Genomic DNA, 15536 nt, shown 5'->3' with positions numbered 1-15536 from the left:
GCTGTTTGAGAATGTCGCTACATCCACCTATATTCAGATAGAAACCATAGATAATACTGTGGATGAACTATCGGCTATAGAAAATATCAGTTTTGAAGAAAGTTCAGAAGATTTAGAATTACTTTCAGCACAGCCAGATGATTTGTTCGGCTCTTTCGATGAAAATCCGCAATTGCTGTTTGAGAATGTCGCTACATCCACCTATATTCAGATAGAAACCATAGATAATACTGTGGATGAACTATCGGCTATAGAAAATATCAGTTTTGCAGAAAGTTCAGAAGATTTAGAATTACTTTCAGCACAGCCAATTGATACGCAAACGGTTATTCAGGAAGGTGTAGAAACCGATTTGTGGAATCTAGCAGAGACATCTGAATCTGTACCAGTGTCAGAGGGCAAAAACGCTATTGTTACCTCAATCGAAAAATTGGTAACGACAGAAAACGTTGAAGTAGTTACTCCAGAAGATGATTTTGCCGACTTGGAAGCATTACTAGCAGAGGAAGTACCACTTAACCCCAAAGCTAGGGAGATACCAGAAGTAGATTTTGCAGCGCTGGAAGAATTGCTAGGTACAGATAACGCCAGCGATGTTAATGATGGGTTACGCCAACGCCAGCCCTTCAACACTCAACCAGTCTTAGCAAAAAATGTCATTCCATTACCATCTATAGATGAATTTGGTGACTTGGAGAAGTTGCTGGCAGAAGCGGATCAAACAATATCCCATTCACCATCAGTAAAATCTAACACTAACAAAACTACCCGTCCCTCTACTCGTCGGGCTGCGAGATTTGAAGAAACGATGAAGGTTCCAGTTAAGCAACTGGACGATATGAGTAATTTAGTTGGGGAGTTGGTCGTAAATCGTAATACCTTAGAGCAGGATCATGAACGACTACGACAGTCATTAGATAACTTGCTGATTCAGGTACAACAACTCTCGGATGTGGGCGCAAGAATGCAGGAGTTGTACGAGCGATCGCTACTAGAAGCTTCTCTATTAGCTGGACGCAAAAAGAAAGACTCCGGCTTACAAGCGTCTGATTCCAATACCGATAGGGGTTTTAGCGAGTTAGAAATGGATCGTTTTACTCCCTTCCATACACTCTCACAGCAGATGATTGAGCGCATTGTGCGAGTGCGTGAGTCGGCAAGTGACATTGATTTCGTTACCGAAGAAACCGAGCGCGTAGCAAGGCAGTTCCGCCAAGTAACCACCCAGCTACAAGAGGGATTAACAAGAGCGCGAATGGTTCCTTTCGCCCAAACTATCGATCGCTGGCGGCGAGGAGTGCGCGACAATGCCATCAAGTGTGGCAAACAAGTGGAGTTGGTAATTGAAGGTGGCGATACCTTAATTGACAAGATGATTTTGGATCATCTCACCGATCCGTTAACTCACATGCTGAATAATGCGATCGCTCACGGTATTGAAACGCCAGATGAAAGGCAAGCTGCTGGAAAACCACCCATAGGAATTATTACTATCCGCGCCTTCCATCAAGGCAACCAAACAATCATTTCTGTAGGTGATGATGGTGCAGGCATCGATTCAGCAAGGGTTAAGGCTAAGGCAGTGAAGATTGGCATGATTACAGAAGCGCAGGCAAAAGCCATGTCTCGCCTAGAAGTCTACGATCTGCTGTTCCAGTCTGGTTTTACAATCAAAGACCAAGCAGATGAAATTTCTGGTCGTGGTGTGGGTATGGACGTAGTACGCTCCGAGATTAGCGAAATTCGGGGGACAGTGAACACTGATTCTGCGATCGGTAAGGGAACCACCTTTACTATTCGTCTGCCACTGACTCTGAGTATTTGTAAAGCTCTCTGCTGCGTCTCCGATCGAGCCAGAATCGCTTTCCCGATGGACGGTGTAGAAGATACGCTAGATATACCAGTCAAAAATATCCAGCACGATGCCAATGGAGAATCATTTATTTCCTGGCGCGATACGGTGCTGCCATTCCGACCCCTGAAGGAACTTTTAACCTTCAATCGCCAAATCAGTCGTGGTAATGTTTATGGCGGCACTAGAGATGATGATATGGTTTCTGTGGTCGTGGTGCGATCGGCAAATACCTTAATTGCTCTGCAAATTGACCTAGTGTTGAGCGAACAAGAAATTGTAATTAAGCAATTTGAGGGGCCAGCGCCTAAACCCATTGGCGTAGCTGGTGCTACAGTCCTGGGTGATGGTCGGATTATGCCCATTGCTGACGTACTAGAAATAATTGACATCTTCCAAGGACGGATTTCTACACAAATTGGTGGCAATTCTTGGCAACAGAAAGGAATTCCTGTAGACACCTCTCCTGCGAAGATTGACCCGACAGTGCTAATCGTCGATGACTCGATTACAGTCCGAGAGTTGCTCTCCCTAACCTTTAATAAGGCAGGTTATCGTGTAGAACAGGCGCGTGATGGCCAAGAAGCTTGGGATAAACTCCGCTCTGGTCTGCCTTGCGATATCGTATTTTGCGACATCGAAATGCCCCGTTGCGACGGTCTGGAGTTACTCTCTCGCATTCAGAAAGACTCTAACCTCAACCACTTACCGATCGCCATGCTCACCTCACGAGGTGCAGACAAGCACAGACAAATTGCAGCTCAACTCGGTGCTAGTGGCTATTTTACCAAGCCTTATCTCGAAGAAGCTCTACTTGAAGCTGCGACACGGATGTTGAAAGGGGAGAAACTTGTTAGCACTACAGGTAATGTTTAGTAAGTAATAAAAGACCTTGGCAGTAAACCTGTCAAGGTCTTTTACTTAAACGAGATAAAAATATTGCAACCGCCACAGCACTTAGACAATAGTACACTGTGGCGGAAGTTTGCCTTTTCCAAATTGCTGTGCTTTGGTTCGTATAACTTTTTGAAGATAATCCCAAAATAGCTGAAAATATTGCCTAAATGGCAACATTGCTCTGCTGAGTTTAGGTATTGTCAGTGTTAAGTTTATCCATTCTGGATTCTCTACTCAGACTTATCTATTAATTACGGAAATTTTGTATAAAGAACCACAGCTAATCTGGTTTTAGTACTGGATAGCAAATTTGCACTATTATCTGCTCAAATTTATATATACAGGAGGAGCAAATTTGGTATACTAAATTCCTTGTATATACCAAAATCTACGTTGCAAGGAGAACAGAGTAAACATCTAAGCAAAAGAGAGTATAACGATGTAAAACTACGTTATGACCTCTAATAACACTTATTTAGGCTGTAACTCGCCTTCTACAGCGAAATATGTAGTTTTTCTGTAGTTGACTAGTGCAAGATTTAAGTTACTCTTAAAGCGGATCGCTTCTTGTAAGAATCTACCCTGACAGAAGTGTATAAAGATATAGTTAAATTTAGAAATTCTGTCCGAGATTTTTAATTTACAAACTGAATAGTTTGATACGGCGCTCAAAAACCTGATCCACTACCCTAAACAAGGTAGTCAATTAACGACTCAATATCATCTGTCTGGTAATTGTATTGAATAGTTTACAATACCAGTGGATGAGAAAATCTAAAGAAAATATAAAAGAAACTCAAATTACTGTGGTGTCTGGAGGACAAAAGTGTTTCTGAGACTAGCACATCAACATCGACAATTCGTCCAAGACTTGGTAATGAACCTGCAAGCTTTGGCGGTTGTATTAGAGCGGCGCGGGTATCTTGCATCCTGCTATACCTGTGGCGATCAAATGAATAGTGCATCCTTTATGGTTAGCCTGGGTGATAATCACCTGATTCGGTTTTTGGTGTCCGATTACGGCATTACTTGGACAGAAATGCGAGATGACCGCGAATTAATGAAGCTAGAAGGTGCAGAGGCGATTAGCCAATTAGACGATCTGGCTGATCTTGTCAAGCAATCTATGCAAACCGATACAGGCTCTAAAACTCTCGCCAAGAAGTATTAAGGTTCCAAAGGTCGATGGCAAATTAGAAATTGATTATCGGTAATTGGTAATGGTGGCTTAGTTAGCGATCGCTCTTAACCTATTCTCCATTACCATTAAGTGATTGGCCCGTGGCTAGCCCATCGCATATTTTTTTGTATCTGCCAAAACCTCACGAGCCGGATTCTGAGCCTTTAGATAGAAAGTTGGTAAAACGCACAAGATAATTAGTAGTTACTAATTCATAATTCATAATTAAAAGCCAGGTTCAAAAAACCTGCAACTATCAAGCAAGCAACTCCGTTTTGCTTGGATTTAAATCTACTTATATAACGCAATTATGAATTATCAATTATGAATTATGAATTTTTAATGAATTTTCTCGCTGACACATCAGCCAATGCCATCCCAAAACCTAACAAACTAAGTATAGTCAAAGTAACAACGCCTATATACCGAAGATTAGGCTGCATAACAAAACACTCCCTATACTCGGAAGGTAAATATTAAATCAATAAGTCCGGCAGTGCAATTAATTTTTATGCTATTCAATAATTTGGAAAATTTATTTATAGGTGCTGAGGAATTTGAAGATGTCAGAAGAAAAACTTAGCCAACCAAAACTACCACCAACCAGCGCCCTTGACAATCCATCAAGTCCTGAATTTGAGAATTGGTTTGAATATCCTGTCAGAGTGCAACCTCACCAAACTGATTATGCCGGTGTTGTCTGGCACGGTTCCTATATAGCTTGGATGGAAGAAGCACGGATTGAATGCTTGCGATCTATAGGGATTGAATTTGCTGATTTAGTCGCTATAGGTTGCGATTTACCAGTAGTAGAACTGTCGGTGCGCTATCACCGTTCAATTAAATTGGGTATGGCAGTGTTAGTAAAAACGCGCATGGCTGAGGTGACTGGTGTGCGAATCAATTGGGATTATGCCATTGTCTCAACTGATGGGCAACAATTGTACGCCAGTGCTAAGGTGACTTTAGTAGCTTTAGATAGCGAAAGAGGTAAAATTATGCGTCAGTTGCCGGCGAGTGTTAAGGATGCACTGGCTAAGATTTCAGCATTAAATAAAAATTGACCAACAAAAGTTGCAGACACGATTTGCTTCAATTTTGAAACTTTTATCTATTCCTTTTTTGTAATTCATCTTTGTTAAGAAAGGTGAATTATTAATTTTTACTTGCCGTTTTGAAACTGTGATAAAGTTTGCGTAAACTGCATTATATGATGCCAAATATCTTGTGGGGTAATGCCAAAACTAATGTTTAATAAAATCAAGATTGCGGCAATAGTTAATGCACTACTCACGGTTGCTTTCAACAACTTCCACAATATTATGAAGATAATCCAAGCTACAATTAACGTAGCAATCATAATGTAGAAATTCCTTAAGAATAGCCCTTATCTGAGAAGGTGTTTATTCAGAAAGGGGAAGTTTTTATCTGAAGTAAAAATTATTAGTACTAAAGCTATTAGACCTAATTTGGAATAGATACTAAAGCTAATATTTTTTAACTGTACTAATGATATATTACCTGAAAATGAGACAATGATTCAGATAATAAGCAATTGATTTGGCAATTTGGCAGAATTCCTAAAAAGATGTTTTTATGAAAAAATGTATCAATAATGACAATATACAGAAGTTATATTTTTGTAAGGATATATGAGTAATCCTATTGATTAGTGAGAATAAAAAGTCCTAAAGTAGAATGTATGGTAACAAGGTTTATACCAAAATTGGAAAGTTATACAGCATAGCATATTTAGGGTTGGTTGTCCTAGGTTGTACAGCTACTGCAATAATTTGGGTTATGATAGCTCGAAGTAATACTGCTGGTAGTGAGATATCTTTGACAGCAATATTTTTTCTAGCGATCGCTGTTTTAGCGGCAGTTTCCACAATAGTTGGAATATGTCAAGAAAAGATGTGGGCAAAATGGATTACAATTGCGATCTATAGTTGGTATATTTTTGGTATTATTCGGGTAATTATCAACGCATATTTTTCACAAGATATTGTAATAAATATAACATTGTTTAAAGTGATACATTTAATCGCTTTAATTCTTCCGGTTTTAGGAATTATTTTGTTATTACAAAAGCCAAAGACAAATGTCTCTAGTTAATCAATAGCTCTTTCAGAGAAAGAAGCTAACAACGCATAGCCAAAAATGGACAAAAATGAATTTAGCCGTTAGCCTTCAGCCCAATGCTGAAGGCTAAACAAGAATTAATCAAGAGCCAGAAAATCTGCCTTTTGGGTCTCTGGGTAAAGGTTTTTATCTCAGAGAAATTATCCGTGAGTGAGTTTCTAACTTTTCAGTTGCTGTTAAAACTTCTTGTCTTGCCCATTTATCTGCTGTCAAAATGTCATCTAAAGAGGGATTAGAACGGTTATCATTTTGATGGCGATCGCACACCCATTCGATACACCGAGGAATATCTAAAAAGCGAATTTTTTCATCTAAAAATAAAGCTACAGCTTGCTCATTGGCGGCATTCAACACAGCTGGCATCGAACCACCAGCTTTACCCACAGCATAAGCTAACTGCATACAAGGATACTTTTGGTGATCTGGTTCACGGAAGGTTAAGTTTCCAGCTTTGACTAAATCTAGTCGTTCCCAGTTGGTGTAAATGCGATCGGGCCAAGATAGCGCATACAGCAAAGGTAAGCGCATATCCGGCCAACCGAGTTGGGCTAAAACTGAAGTATCTTGCAGTTCAATCAGCGAGTGAATAATGCTCTGGGGATGAATGACAATTTCGATATTGTCATAATCCAACCCAAACAGGAAGTGAGCCTCAATTACTTCCAGTCCTTTATTCATCAAAGTAGCAGAGTCTACAGTGATTTTACGCCCCATTGACCAATTAGGATGCTTGAGAGCGTCAGCAACGGTTACATCTGCTAACTTTTCTACATCCCAGTCTCGGAAAGCCCCACCAGATGCAGTCAGCAAAATTTTCCGCAAGCCTGCTTTTGGCACACCTTGGAGGCATTGAAAGATTGCGGAATGTTCGGAATCGGCAGGGAGTAATTTTACACCATGTTTTTCGACTAGGGGTAGAACCACAGGTGCGCCAGCAATCAGGGTTTCTTTGTTCGCTAAGGCAATATCTTTACCAGCTTCAATAGCTGCGATTGTGGGTAGCAAACCAGCACAACCAACGATCCCAGTGACAACGGTTTGAGCATCGCCGTAGCGAGCTACTTCTATCACTCCCGCCTCACCAGCCAGTAAAATCGGTTGGGGATCGAGGTCAATGATAGCTTCTTTGAGCGCTGGTAATTTATCTTCTGAGCAAATGGCTGCTATTTCCGGTCGAAACTGCCGAATTTGAGCAGCCAACATCTCTACATTGTTCCCAGCTGCCAATCCCACAATCCGAAACTGATCTGGGTACTGAGTGACAATATCTAAAGTCTGAGTACCAATAGAACCAGTGGAACCAACAAGAGTAATCGCTTTCACAATTGCTTAAGGATTTACAGACAACTCCCACTATAAATTGCCGGGGACTCTTTAATAACAGGAATCACTATAATCGATACACTGATGACGATGCGGGAAGAGAAAGAAGGAAAATTTCCCCATGTCTCCTTGTCTTCGTGCCTGCGCCAGCCCAAATTCGTTAATTTAAAGATTTTCTAACAGATAAATCTAAAAAAATGGATGAATATTTGCCATGACAAATAAACAAGAAGATATGATGAACCTCCTAACTCAAATATCCGAAGATTAACTCTACTTTAGTCCGCTAAATTACTTTAATTAATCTATCAATGAATTAAGAAAATATGCGAGCATTCCAATGTTACCAAAGGTATAGGACTGACACAATAACCCTGTACAAAGCTCTTCCTTGGCGCTCTTGGCGTCCTTCTCTAACGAGACGCTGCGCGTTCGCGTAGCGTTCCGTTGGCGCAGCCTCTCGAAGAGAAGGAAAGGCGGTTCGTTATTTTATTATTGTTCTAAGCTAAAATTCCGTATAAAAATAAACTTGCACATTTGTGATGCTCCCGAAAATATGACCTTGCAGAAATATTAGCTTACCAAGCTAAATTTCCTTCTCAAAAAGATGTCAAATGGGTTCTATGGGAAAATTTCGCTCTCTGCGATCTATGCGTCTCTGCGATTGGTTAAGAAAGAATAAAACCACAGAGGCGCAGATAAGCCACTGCGTTGCAGGGGTTCCCCCCGTTGTAGCAACTGGCTGGCGCGGCACAGAGAAATAAGAGTGCAAAGATGTAAGTAATATTTAAGTGAGCTGCAAAAACCTAGACTTTTTTTGATACTATTTAAGACCAGACTCTTGAAATATTAATTGACGTATGAGCAAAGGTACCCTGTTTGATAAAGTTTGGGACTTACACACCGTTGGTACACTTCCCTCAGGACTGACGCAACTATTTATCGGGCTTCACCTAATTCATGAAGTCACTAGTCCCCAAGCCTTTGCTATGTTACGCGAGAGGGGTCTAAAAGTACTGTTTCCAGAACGGACTGTTGCCACAGTCGATCATATTGTGCCTACAGAAAACCAGGCGCGTCCCTTTGCCGATAACTTGGCAGAGGAAATGATCCAGGCGCTCGAAAATAACTGTCAAGAAAATAACATAACTTTTTACAACATCGGTTCTGGTAGCCAAGGTATAGTTCACGTAATCGCTCCAGAACTTGGGCTGACCCAACCAGGAATGACGATCGCTTGTGGAGATAGTCACACTTCGAGTCATGGAGCATTTGGTGCGATCGCATTTGGTATTGGAACTAGTCAAGTCCGGGATGTTCTCGCTTCCCAAACCCTTGCTCTTTCCAAACTGAAAGTCCGCAAAATCGAAGTTAACGGCACTCTCAACCCTGGAGTTTACGCCAAAGATGTCATCCTGCATATCATTCGCACCCTTGGTGTTAAAGGTGGCGTAGGCTATGCTTACGAATTTGCCGGTACGACATTTGAACAAATGAATATGGAAGAGAGGATGACTGTCTGCAATATGGCGATCGAAGGCGGTGCTAGATGCGGCTACGTTAATCCCGATCAAGTCACTTACGATTACCTCAAAGGCAGAGATTTTGCTCCCATTGATGCAGATTGGGATAAAGCAGTGGCTTGGTGGGATTCCATCAAGAGCGATGCTGATGCCCAGTACGATGATGTAGTCATATTTGACGCTGCGGAAATTTCTCCTACCGTCACCTGGGGTATTACTCCCGGTCAAGGTATCGGTGTCAACCAGTCAGTGCCTCAACCGGAAGAACTGCTAGAAGAAGACCGATTTATTGCCGAAGAAGCTTACCGCTACATGGATTTATATCCTGGTCAACCGATCAAGGGCACTAAAATAGATGTCTGCTTTATTGGTAGTTGCACCAATGGCAGAATTACTGATTTGCGAGAAGCGGCAAAAATCGCCAAAGGTCGCCATGTTGCAGAGGGAATCAAAGCCTTTGTTGTCCCAGGTTCTGAAAGGGTGAAGGAAGAGGCGGAAACTGAAGGACTGGATAAAATCTTTCAGGAAGCCGGATTTGAATGGCGTGAACCAGGATGTTCTATGTGTCTGGCCATGAATCCCGATAAGCTACAAGGAAGACAAATCAGTGCTTCTTCCTCCAACCGCAACTTTAAAGGAAGACAGGGTTCCTCTTCCGGTCGGACATTGTTAATGAGTCCGGCGATGGTCGCCACAGCTGCGATTAAAGGTGAAGTCTCTGATGTACGCGAGTTGCTGTAATTTTGGGGACTGGGGACTAGGGACTGAGAATTGGGGATTAGTAATTGAAAGTTTACTTATTCCCGACTCCTTCATCTTCCCTAGTTCCTAGTCCTCAGTCCCTTTTTCAACAGGCTGTCATTGAAAGAATAGATATAACAATTATGGTGAGTGAAGTTAAAACAGTTTCAGGGCGCGGTATACCTTTAGTGGGTAATGATATAGATACCGATCGCATCATTCCCGCGCGATATTTGAAAGCCGTTACCTTTGATGGGTTAGGCGAAGGCGCGTTTATTGATGACCGGACAGCACTTAAAGGTGAACATCCCTTTGACCAACCCCAGTATCAAGGGGCGAATATTTTAATAGTCAACCGTAACTTTGGCTGTGGTTCATCACGGGAACATGCACCCCAAGCGATCGCAAAATGGGGAATCCAAGCTTTAATCGGTGAAAGCTTTGCCGAAATCTTTTTCGGTAACTGTGTGGCAATGGGCATACCTTGTCTGACAGCCGATGCTGTTACTGTTAAACAAGTACAAGATTTAGTCGCTGCTAATCCCCAAGCCACCGTGACAGTGAATCTGGAAACTTTGCAAGTACAAATTGGTGATTACACTGCCCCAGTTGCGATCGGTGAAGGGACAAGAAGCACATTTATTTCTGGAACTTGGGACGCTTGCGGTCAGTTGGTAGCCAATGCTGACCAAGTTCGGGTAACGGCAGCAAAATTACCTTACGTAGGTTGGGGCAATTTTGCTGCAAGTTAGGATTTCCTTATTCTCTGGTTCTCAGCCAGGGAATAAGAAAATGCCTTACAGTCTTGGAACTGGTAATTTGTTCTTCAACCAAAACTTGAGTTCATCAGGCTTTGGGACAGGTGGGCTGTTTGCCAACATTGATAACGATAACAATCCATTCACAACATCACCAGTCTTGGCAGCTACGAATTTTGAAATTGTTGGCTAATTACACAGAATCTAAACATGTCTGCAAGCTTGGAGCTAGATTCTAATAACCGCAATCATCAGCATTGCTAATTAGGGATCTTTAATCCAATACGCTTGGGTTACGAAGAATAGTAGATTGGGTTGAGCCTAAGCATTACCCAACAAAGCCTTGATAATGTTGGGTTTCCTTCTTCAACCTAACCTACACCAGTTTTAGTTTTTAGCCTTAACCCAAGCGTATTGGTTTTTAACCCTGCTCCATATTTATAGCGATCCTAAATGAGTTGTGAAAATCGAGAGGCTCAGATCCCCGACTTCTTTAATCGTTGTAGACTAGACCAATGTTATTGAGTGTGGTGGCAACACCTGTGCGATCCGCCCACAGTGCGCCTCAGGGGCAGAGCTTGGTTGTAAAAATCGAGTGCTTTTTGCTTTTCTCCTAAATCGTCGTAGACCTTACCGATATTATTGAGTGTGGTAGCAACACCTGCCTTGTCGCCCACAGTGCGTCTCAGGAGCAGAGCTTGGTTGTAAAAATCGAGTGCTTTTTGCTTCTCTCCTAAACGGTCGTAGTTAAACCCAAGCCCAAGCAGTGCGGTTGCTTCACGTTTTTGATCTTTGAGTTCTCGTGCAATGGTTAAAGCTTGCTCCAATATTTGTATTGCCTGTTGGTGTTCCTGTTGCTGTGTCAGCATTATCGCTTGCTGAAGCAGTCTTTGTACTTCTTGCGATCGCAAATTTTGAGTCTGTCCCCAGGTGGGTTGAGCCATCAGCATTCACTGTTAAAGGCGTTAGATAAAAGCCCACAGCTAAAAGACTGGTAAGAATTTTTTTCATAGAGTAGCGCAGAGGTAGCTGTTTTCAATTGGGTGTTAGCAGAAGCTCTTGTTACAAACTCACGATTTTTTACTATAAACTTACGCGATGTGCAACTTATCCTTAGAACCCCGCTTCCATTCCTCTCCCCCACAGGGCTACGGTGTACACACAAGTTACCGAATCACTACCAGTCCTCGAATTACCCCACCCTAACCCTCCCCTTATAAAGGGGAGGGAACAAGATTTTCCGGTTTCCCCCCTTGTAAAGGGGGGATTAAGGGGGGTAATTCTACTTGTGTGTACACAGTAGCCCCCACAGGGAGAGAAGCTTTGATTCTTGCTCCCCAACGCTAGTAGGGAAGGGGTTGGGGGTTAGGTCTGAGAGAAAGTTGCACACAGCGTTAAACTCACGATTTTTTGTTACAAACTCACGATTTTTTGCTATAAACTCACGATTTTCTGTTACAAACTCACGATTTTTTGCTATAAACTCACGATTTTCGTTACAAACTCACGATTTTCTGTTACAAACTCACGATTTTCTGTTACAAACTCATGATTTTCGTTACAAACTCACGATTTTTTGTTACAAACTCACGATTTTCCGTTACAAACTCACGATTTTCCGTTACAAACTCATGATTTTCGTTAGTAATGTCGAAATAAGTACGGGCGTACAGCTAGTTGTGCGTCCCTACATCTGAAATAATTAATGATTAATAAGGTTTTGCCAAAATAGTGATTGTTCTTTGTTGCGAATTGAACTGGATTTCATCTACAACATATTGCCGATTTCTCGCCACTGACTGAATTCCCTGCAACTGTGCTGTAGAAACTACAGGTGGTTTAAGTTTCACCACCGCTTGACCTTGAGTAGAATTTTTTACGCTAAAAGTATTTAGGGGTATATTACTCCAAGTTACAGACTTACCTGTGGGGCGATCGCGGTCTATTCGATGACTTGCGAGGCAGAGAAGATAATGACATCAGCAATCCAAAAGAGCCGAGAGTCTGGCGCTTACTCCTAGAACGTGGCGGCTGGATTTATTTGTTTCGAGCATTGCCCCCAAATGCAAAACTTGATGAGTTACTGTCAGTGCTGGCTATTCAAGAAAGTGATAAGGGACATATCATCATTCGCAGTCCAGAAGTTTCTAAAACTACTTCTCCTTGATATATTAGACCTCTTGCATAAGTCGAATAGACCCCCCTTAATCCCCCCTTATAAAGGGGGGAAACTTGAAATCTTGCCCCCTCCCCAACACACCGGGGAGGGTTGGGGAGGGGTGATTCAACGATTTTTGCAAGAGGTCTATTGAATAACTTGTTTAAATTTAGGTTAATAAAAAGTTATTTATCCTTAACCACTGTTTTATAATGCCCCTTAACTACAGCATCTTGCTCAAGTTATCGCAGATTCAGGGGAAAATTTGATGAACCAGGGGCAACGTACTCCTAAAACAAGGAGATATTTGACTGAATTAGTTCAGACTTATATTGTTAAAGCTTTACACACTGCCAGACAGTGGCGCGTGCAACTAATCCGATGGTTGTACAAATATTCTCCGTGGGGTGTTGCGTCTCTATTTTTGGTCGGACTTAGCTTGAGTATTGTGATGGCTGCTTGCTCTCCACGTAATATCGATAATACTGGTAATGCTGGCGCAACTTCCCAGAGTGATGTAAGCCTAACATTTGTTTCCTACTCGGTTACTAGTGCAGCATACCAGCAGATCATTCCTAAATTTATCGAACAGTGGAAGAAAGAACATAACCAAAATGTCACTTTCAAACAAAGCTATGATGGGTCAGGTTCCCAGACTCTTGCCGTGATTGACGGTAAAGAAGCTGATGTGGTACACCTGTCACTTGCCCTTGATATTAACAAACTTGTTGAAGCAGGTTTTATTCAACCGGGATGGGAAAAAGAAGCGCCTAATGATGCAATTGTAACCAAATCTCTAGACGCGTAGGCGTAGCCCGCCGCAGGCATCGCTATCCGTGAAGGTAATCCCAAAAATATCAAGACTTGGGCAGATTTAGCACGAGATGGTGTAAATGTGATGATGCCTGACCCCAGAACCTCTGGCGGCGCTCGTTGGAATTTCCTTGGTCTGTGGGGTTATGTGACAAAAACTGGCAAAAATGAAAATCAAGCAATAGACTTTATCTCCAAAGTTTATAATAATGCACCTGTGTTGCCCAAAACTGCTCGCAATGCCAGCGAACTTTTCTTCAAAGATGGTCAAGGTGATGTTCTGCTCAACTATGAAAATGAGATGGTTTTATCGGCACAAAATGGTGAAAAAGTCCCATTTGTTGTGCCTGATGTAAATATCTCTATCGATAATCCTGTTGCTGTTGTAGATAAAAATGTCGATAAACACCGAACTCGCCCGATTGCTGAAGCGTTTATCAAATTTCTTTACACCCCAGACTCGCAACGAGAGTTTGCCAAATTGGGATTTCGTCCCGTTGACTTAACCATCGCTAAAGAAACAGCAGCCAATTTTCCCAAAATTAAAACTATCTTCAAAGCTCAAGATTTAGGAGGCTGGGACGAGATTCAGAAGAAATTTTTTGATGAAGGTGCAATCTTTGACAAAATTCGAGCTAAGAAGTCTTAGAATTTTCGTTATTTAATCATCTTCTCTAAAGCGATTTGCAAATCTTTTGTCAAATCGCTTACACCTTGTCTAGCCGCCAAGCGATCGCCCTGACAATTTTTCCAGCGATCGGTTACTGAAATTGGCTCCCCTACAGTGATTTGTGTCTCTCGCAAACCTAACCGAGGTCGCCCCGGAAGTGTTGTATCCTGAATTCTAGAAAGCATATCGTATACAAGCAAAGCTGTTTCCGCAAACCGTTCCGCCGTCGGTTGTTCCTGAATATAAGTAGCTGTGACAGCAACAAAACTTTCCACTATCCGCATGTGCCGCATTTGCAAGTCAGCTTCTTGAGCAATCCAGTCTGCCAAACCGCGTTTAAAGGGTGGTAAAGCATTGATATCTGGCAAATCTTCCCGATAAATGTAATTCCAGCCAGCCTCTTCTAAGCGGCGACAGCGATCGATGGGATTTCCCTGTGCTTGAACTCCAAAATATTGTTCGGCAACTTGTAAAGCCTTATCTAGCAAGCGATGGAGTCGAGCAATTAACACCTGATTCGGAGTAGCAGATTCATCAGTTGAGATGGTTTTTGGGATATCTTGATGATAGAAGCGACGATAAAATTCTTCCATCTCGGTAATCAGATATTCAGCCAACCTACAGAGGCGTTGATAGTAAATCTCTTCGCCCTCGCCTTGCTCAATTTCCATTGGCGATAAGCCACTATCAGCTTCTAACTTACTCAACAGCCAATCCAGTTTAGACCAAGGTGGCTCAACGTAGCGATATTGGATGGCGATCGGTACAATTATTACAGTCTCAGTCCGATTGGCTTTTTGCAAGTCTTCTACACACCAGAACCCCATTTGAGCAACACCAGGTTCTAAGGGGCTAACAATACCACTATGACCATTAGTACCGCCTTCCGGTGCTACTGCGATCGGTAGTTCGCCATTAGCAAATAACTCCCGTGCAGTTTGAATAGCTTGGCGATCTAGTCGCCTACCGCGATGAACCGGCACACCTCCTATCCGAGAAAACAACCAACCCAGCCACTTTCCAGCCCAAACCGTCATACCGCGATCGTAGAGAAAATAGCTGTGAACAAGGGATTGCAGTGTAATACCTTTCTGACGAGCAACCTGTGGCACAATGCGGGAAAGCAAATACAGCATACACAGAGGATCTTCCACCTCTGGGTGGCGAAATGCCAGCAAAAAGCGAATTTTTCCAGCCTGGAATTGTTGATAAAGTTCAGCTAATACCTCAACATTCTTGGCTTCAACACGGACAATACCAGCCGTTAGCCAAGGGCGAGTGCGAAACCGTAGTGCGATCGGCAGTAACCACCGAACAATTTGGAGTACCAGCGAGTTCAACCGTTGGGGAATGAATTTTAATGGTGGTTGAGTAGACTGAATCGATCTAGGCAAGTCGCTCTCCAGATTGTATTTCTAGCGATTGTACAACGTGGGATATTGGTTTTGCGTCAACCCGTAGCCATTTGTTGTTAAACAA

General features: G+C 42.3%; 13 protein-coding genes and 1 pseudogene. 9 read left to right on the top strand and 5 right to left on the bottom strand.

Going from position 1 to position 15536, the window contains the following annotated elements:
* The 3 genes from V7K25_RS14335 to V7K25_RS14325 all read left to right on the top strand — a co-directional run.
* Nucleotides 1-2728, top strand: a 2728-nt coding sequence (locus V7K25_RS14335) for a hybrid sensor histidine kinase/response regulator (protein WP_335158948.1), incomplete at its 5' end; no start/stop codon positions are given.
* An 847-nt stretch (nt 2729-3575) separates the two neighbouring features.
* Nucleotides 3576-3920: a DUF1815 family protein gene (locus V7K25_RS14330; RefSeq protein ID WP_229468708.1), complete on the top strand. Its 345-nt coding sequence runs from the start codon at nt 3576-3578 to the stop codon at nt 3918-3920.
* 572 nt (nt 3921-4492) lie between these two features.
* Nucleotides 4493-4993 carry an acyl-CoA thioesterase gene (locus tag V7K25_RS14325; protein WP_335158946.1) on the top strand — a complete coding sequence of 167 codons (501 nt, stop codon included), beginning with the start codon at nt 4493-4495 and terminating at the stop codon, nt 4991-4993.
* Between the two features lie 98 nt (nt 4994-5091).
* Here V7K25_RS14325 and V7K25_RS14320 read toward each other — a convergent pair whose 3' ends face one another.
* The gene (locus tag V7K25_RS14320) at nt 5092-5289 is read right to left on the bottom strand and encodes a hypothetical protein (RefSeq protein WP_335158944.1); all 198 of its coding nucleotides are present in this window, start codon (nt 5287-5289) and stop codon (nt 5092-5094) included.
* Between the two features lie 440 nt (nt 5290-5729).
* Between V7K25_RS14320 and V7K25_RS14315 the strand changes: the two genes are divergently transcribed.
* The gene (locus tag V7K25_RS14315) at nt 5730-6044 is read left to right on the top strand and encodes a hypothetical protein (protein ID WP_335158942.1); all 315 of its coding nucleotides are present in this window, start codon (nt 5730-5732) and stop codon (nt 6042-6044) included.
* A gap of 153 nt (nt 6045-6197) precedes the next feature.
* Here V7K25_RS14315 and dxr read toward each other — a convergent pair whose 3' ends face one another.
* Nucleotides 6198-7394 carry a 1-deoxy-D-xylulose-5-phosphate reductoisomerase gene (gene dxr, locus V7K25_RS14310; RefSeq protein ID WP_335158940.1) on the bottom strand — a complete coding sequence of 399 codons (1197 nt, stop codon included), beginning with the start codon at nt 7392-7394 and terminating at the stop codon, nt 6198-6200.
* Between the two features lie 860 nt (nt 7395-8254).
* Between dxr and leuC the strand changes: the two genes are divergently transcribed.
* The 3 genes from leuC to V7K25_RS14295 all read left to right on the top strand — a co-directional run bounded on the left by leuC (nt 8255) and on the right by V7K25_RS14295 (nt 10609).
* Nucleotides 8255-9658, top strand: a complete 1404-nt coding sequence (leuC, locus tag V7K25_RS14305; RefSeq protein ID WP_335158938.1) for a 3-isopropylmalate dehydratase large subunit — start codon at nt 8255-8257, stop codon at nt 9656-9658.
* A 143-nt stretch (nt 9659-9801) separates the two neighbouring features.
* Entirely contained in the window at nt 9802-10410 is a 609-nt protein-coding gene (gene leuD / locus V7K25_RS14300) for a 3-isopropylmalate dehydratase small subunit (RefSeq protein ID WP_229552139.1), read from the top strand.
* Between the two features lie 40 nt (nt 10411-10450).
* On the top strand, nt 10451-10609 hold the full coding sequence (locus V7K25_RS14295; RefSeq protein ID WP_335158936.1) for a hypothetical protein: 159 nt from the start codon (nt 10451-10453) through the stop codon (nt 10607-10609).
* A 325-nt stretch (nt 10610-10934) separates the two neighbouring features.
* On the opposite strand, the gene V7K25_RS14290 is transcribed toward V7K25_RS14295, so the two are convergent.
* Nucleotides 10935-11360, bottom strand: coding sequence for a tetratricopeptide repeat protein (locus V7K25_RS14290; protein ID WP_335158934.1), 426 nt, complete (start codon nt 11358-11360; stop codon nt 10935-10937).
* A 765-nt stretch (nt 11361-12125) separates the two neighbouring features.
* Entirely contained in the window at nt 12126-12269 is a 144-nt protein-coding gene (locus V7K25_RS14285) for a hypothetical protein (protein WP_335158932.1), read from the bottom strand.
* A 101-nt stretch (nt 12270-12370) separates the two neighbouring features.
* Here V7K25_RS14285 and V7K25_RS14280 point away from each other — a divergent pair, with 101 nt between their 5' ends.
* On the top strand, nt 12371-12583 hold the full coding sequence (locus V7K25_RS14280; protein ID WP_335158930.1) for a hypothetical protein: 213 nt from the start codon (nt 12371-12373) through the stop codon (nt 12581-12583).
* A gap of 259 nt (nt 12584-12842) precedes the next feature.
* Nucleotides 12843-14036 (top strand): annotated as a pseudogene (locus V7K25_RS14275) (sulfate ABC transporter substrate-binding protein).
* 8 nt (nt 14037-14044) lie between these two features.
* Here the strand turns inward: V7K25_RS14275 and V7K25_RS14270 are convergent.
* A complete protein-coding gene (locus V7K25_RS14270) occupies nt 14045-15451 on the bottom strand; it encodes a lysophospholipid acyltransferase family protein (RefSeq protein ID WP_335158928.1) in 1407 nt (468 codons plus the stop codon).
* Nucleotides 15452-15536 lie beyond the last annotated feature (85 nt).

Source organism: Nostoc sp., from assembly GCF_036919495.1.
In the GTDB taxonomy this organism is placed as follows: Bacteria; Cyanobacteriota; Cyanobacteriia; order Cyanobacteriales; family Nostocaceae; genus Nostoc.
The sequence above is the reverse complement of the archived record's forward strand: the minus strand, read 5'-3'. Positions and strand labels throughout refer to the sequence as shown.

Excerpts from the sequence above, each read along its gene's own strand:
- V7K25_RS14325 (WP_335158946.1), top strand. The coding sequence starts at position 4,493 with ATGTCAGAAGAAAAACTTAGCCAACCAAAACTACCACCAACCAGCGCC.
- V7K25_RS14320 (WP_335158944.1), bottom strand. The coding sequence starts at position 5,289 with ATGATTGCTACGTTAATTGTAGCTTGGATTATCTTCATAATATTGTGG.
- V7K25_RS14315 (WP_335158942.1), top strand. The coding sequence starts at position 5,730 with ATGATAGCTCGAAGTAATACTGCTGGTAGTGAGATATCTTTGACAGCA.
- leuC (WP_335158938.1), top strand. The coding sequence starts at position 8,255 with ATGAGCAAAGGTACCCTGTTTGATAAAGTTTGGGACTTACACACCGTT.
- leuD (WP_229552139.1), top strand. The coding sequence starts at position 9,802 with ATGGTGAGTGAAGTTAAAACAGTTTCAGGGCGCGGTATACCTTTAGTG.
- V7K25_RS14295 (WP_335158936.1), top strand. The coding sequence starts at position 10,451 with ATGCCTTACAGTCTTGGAACTGGTAATTTGTTCTTCAACCAAAACTTG.
- V7K25_RS14290 (WP_335158934.1), bottom strand. The coding sequence starts at position 11,360 with ATGGCTCAACCCACCTGGGGACAGACTCAAAATTTGCGATCGCAAGAA.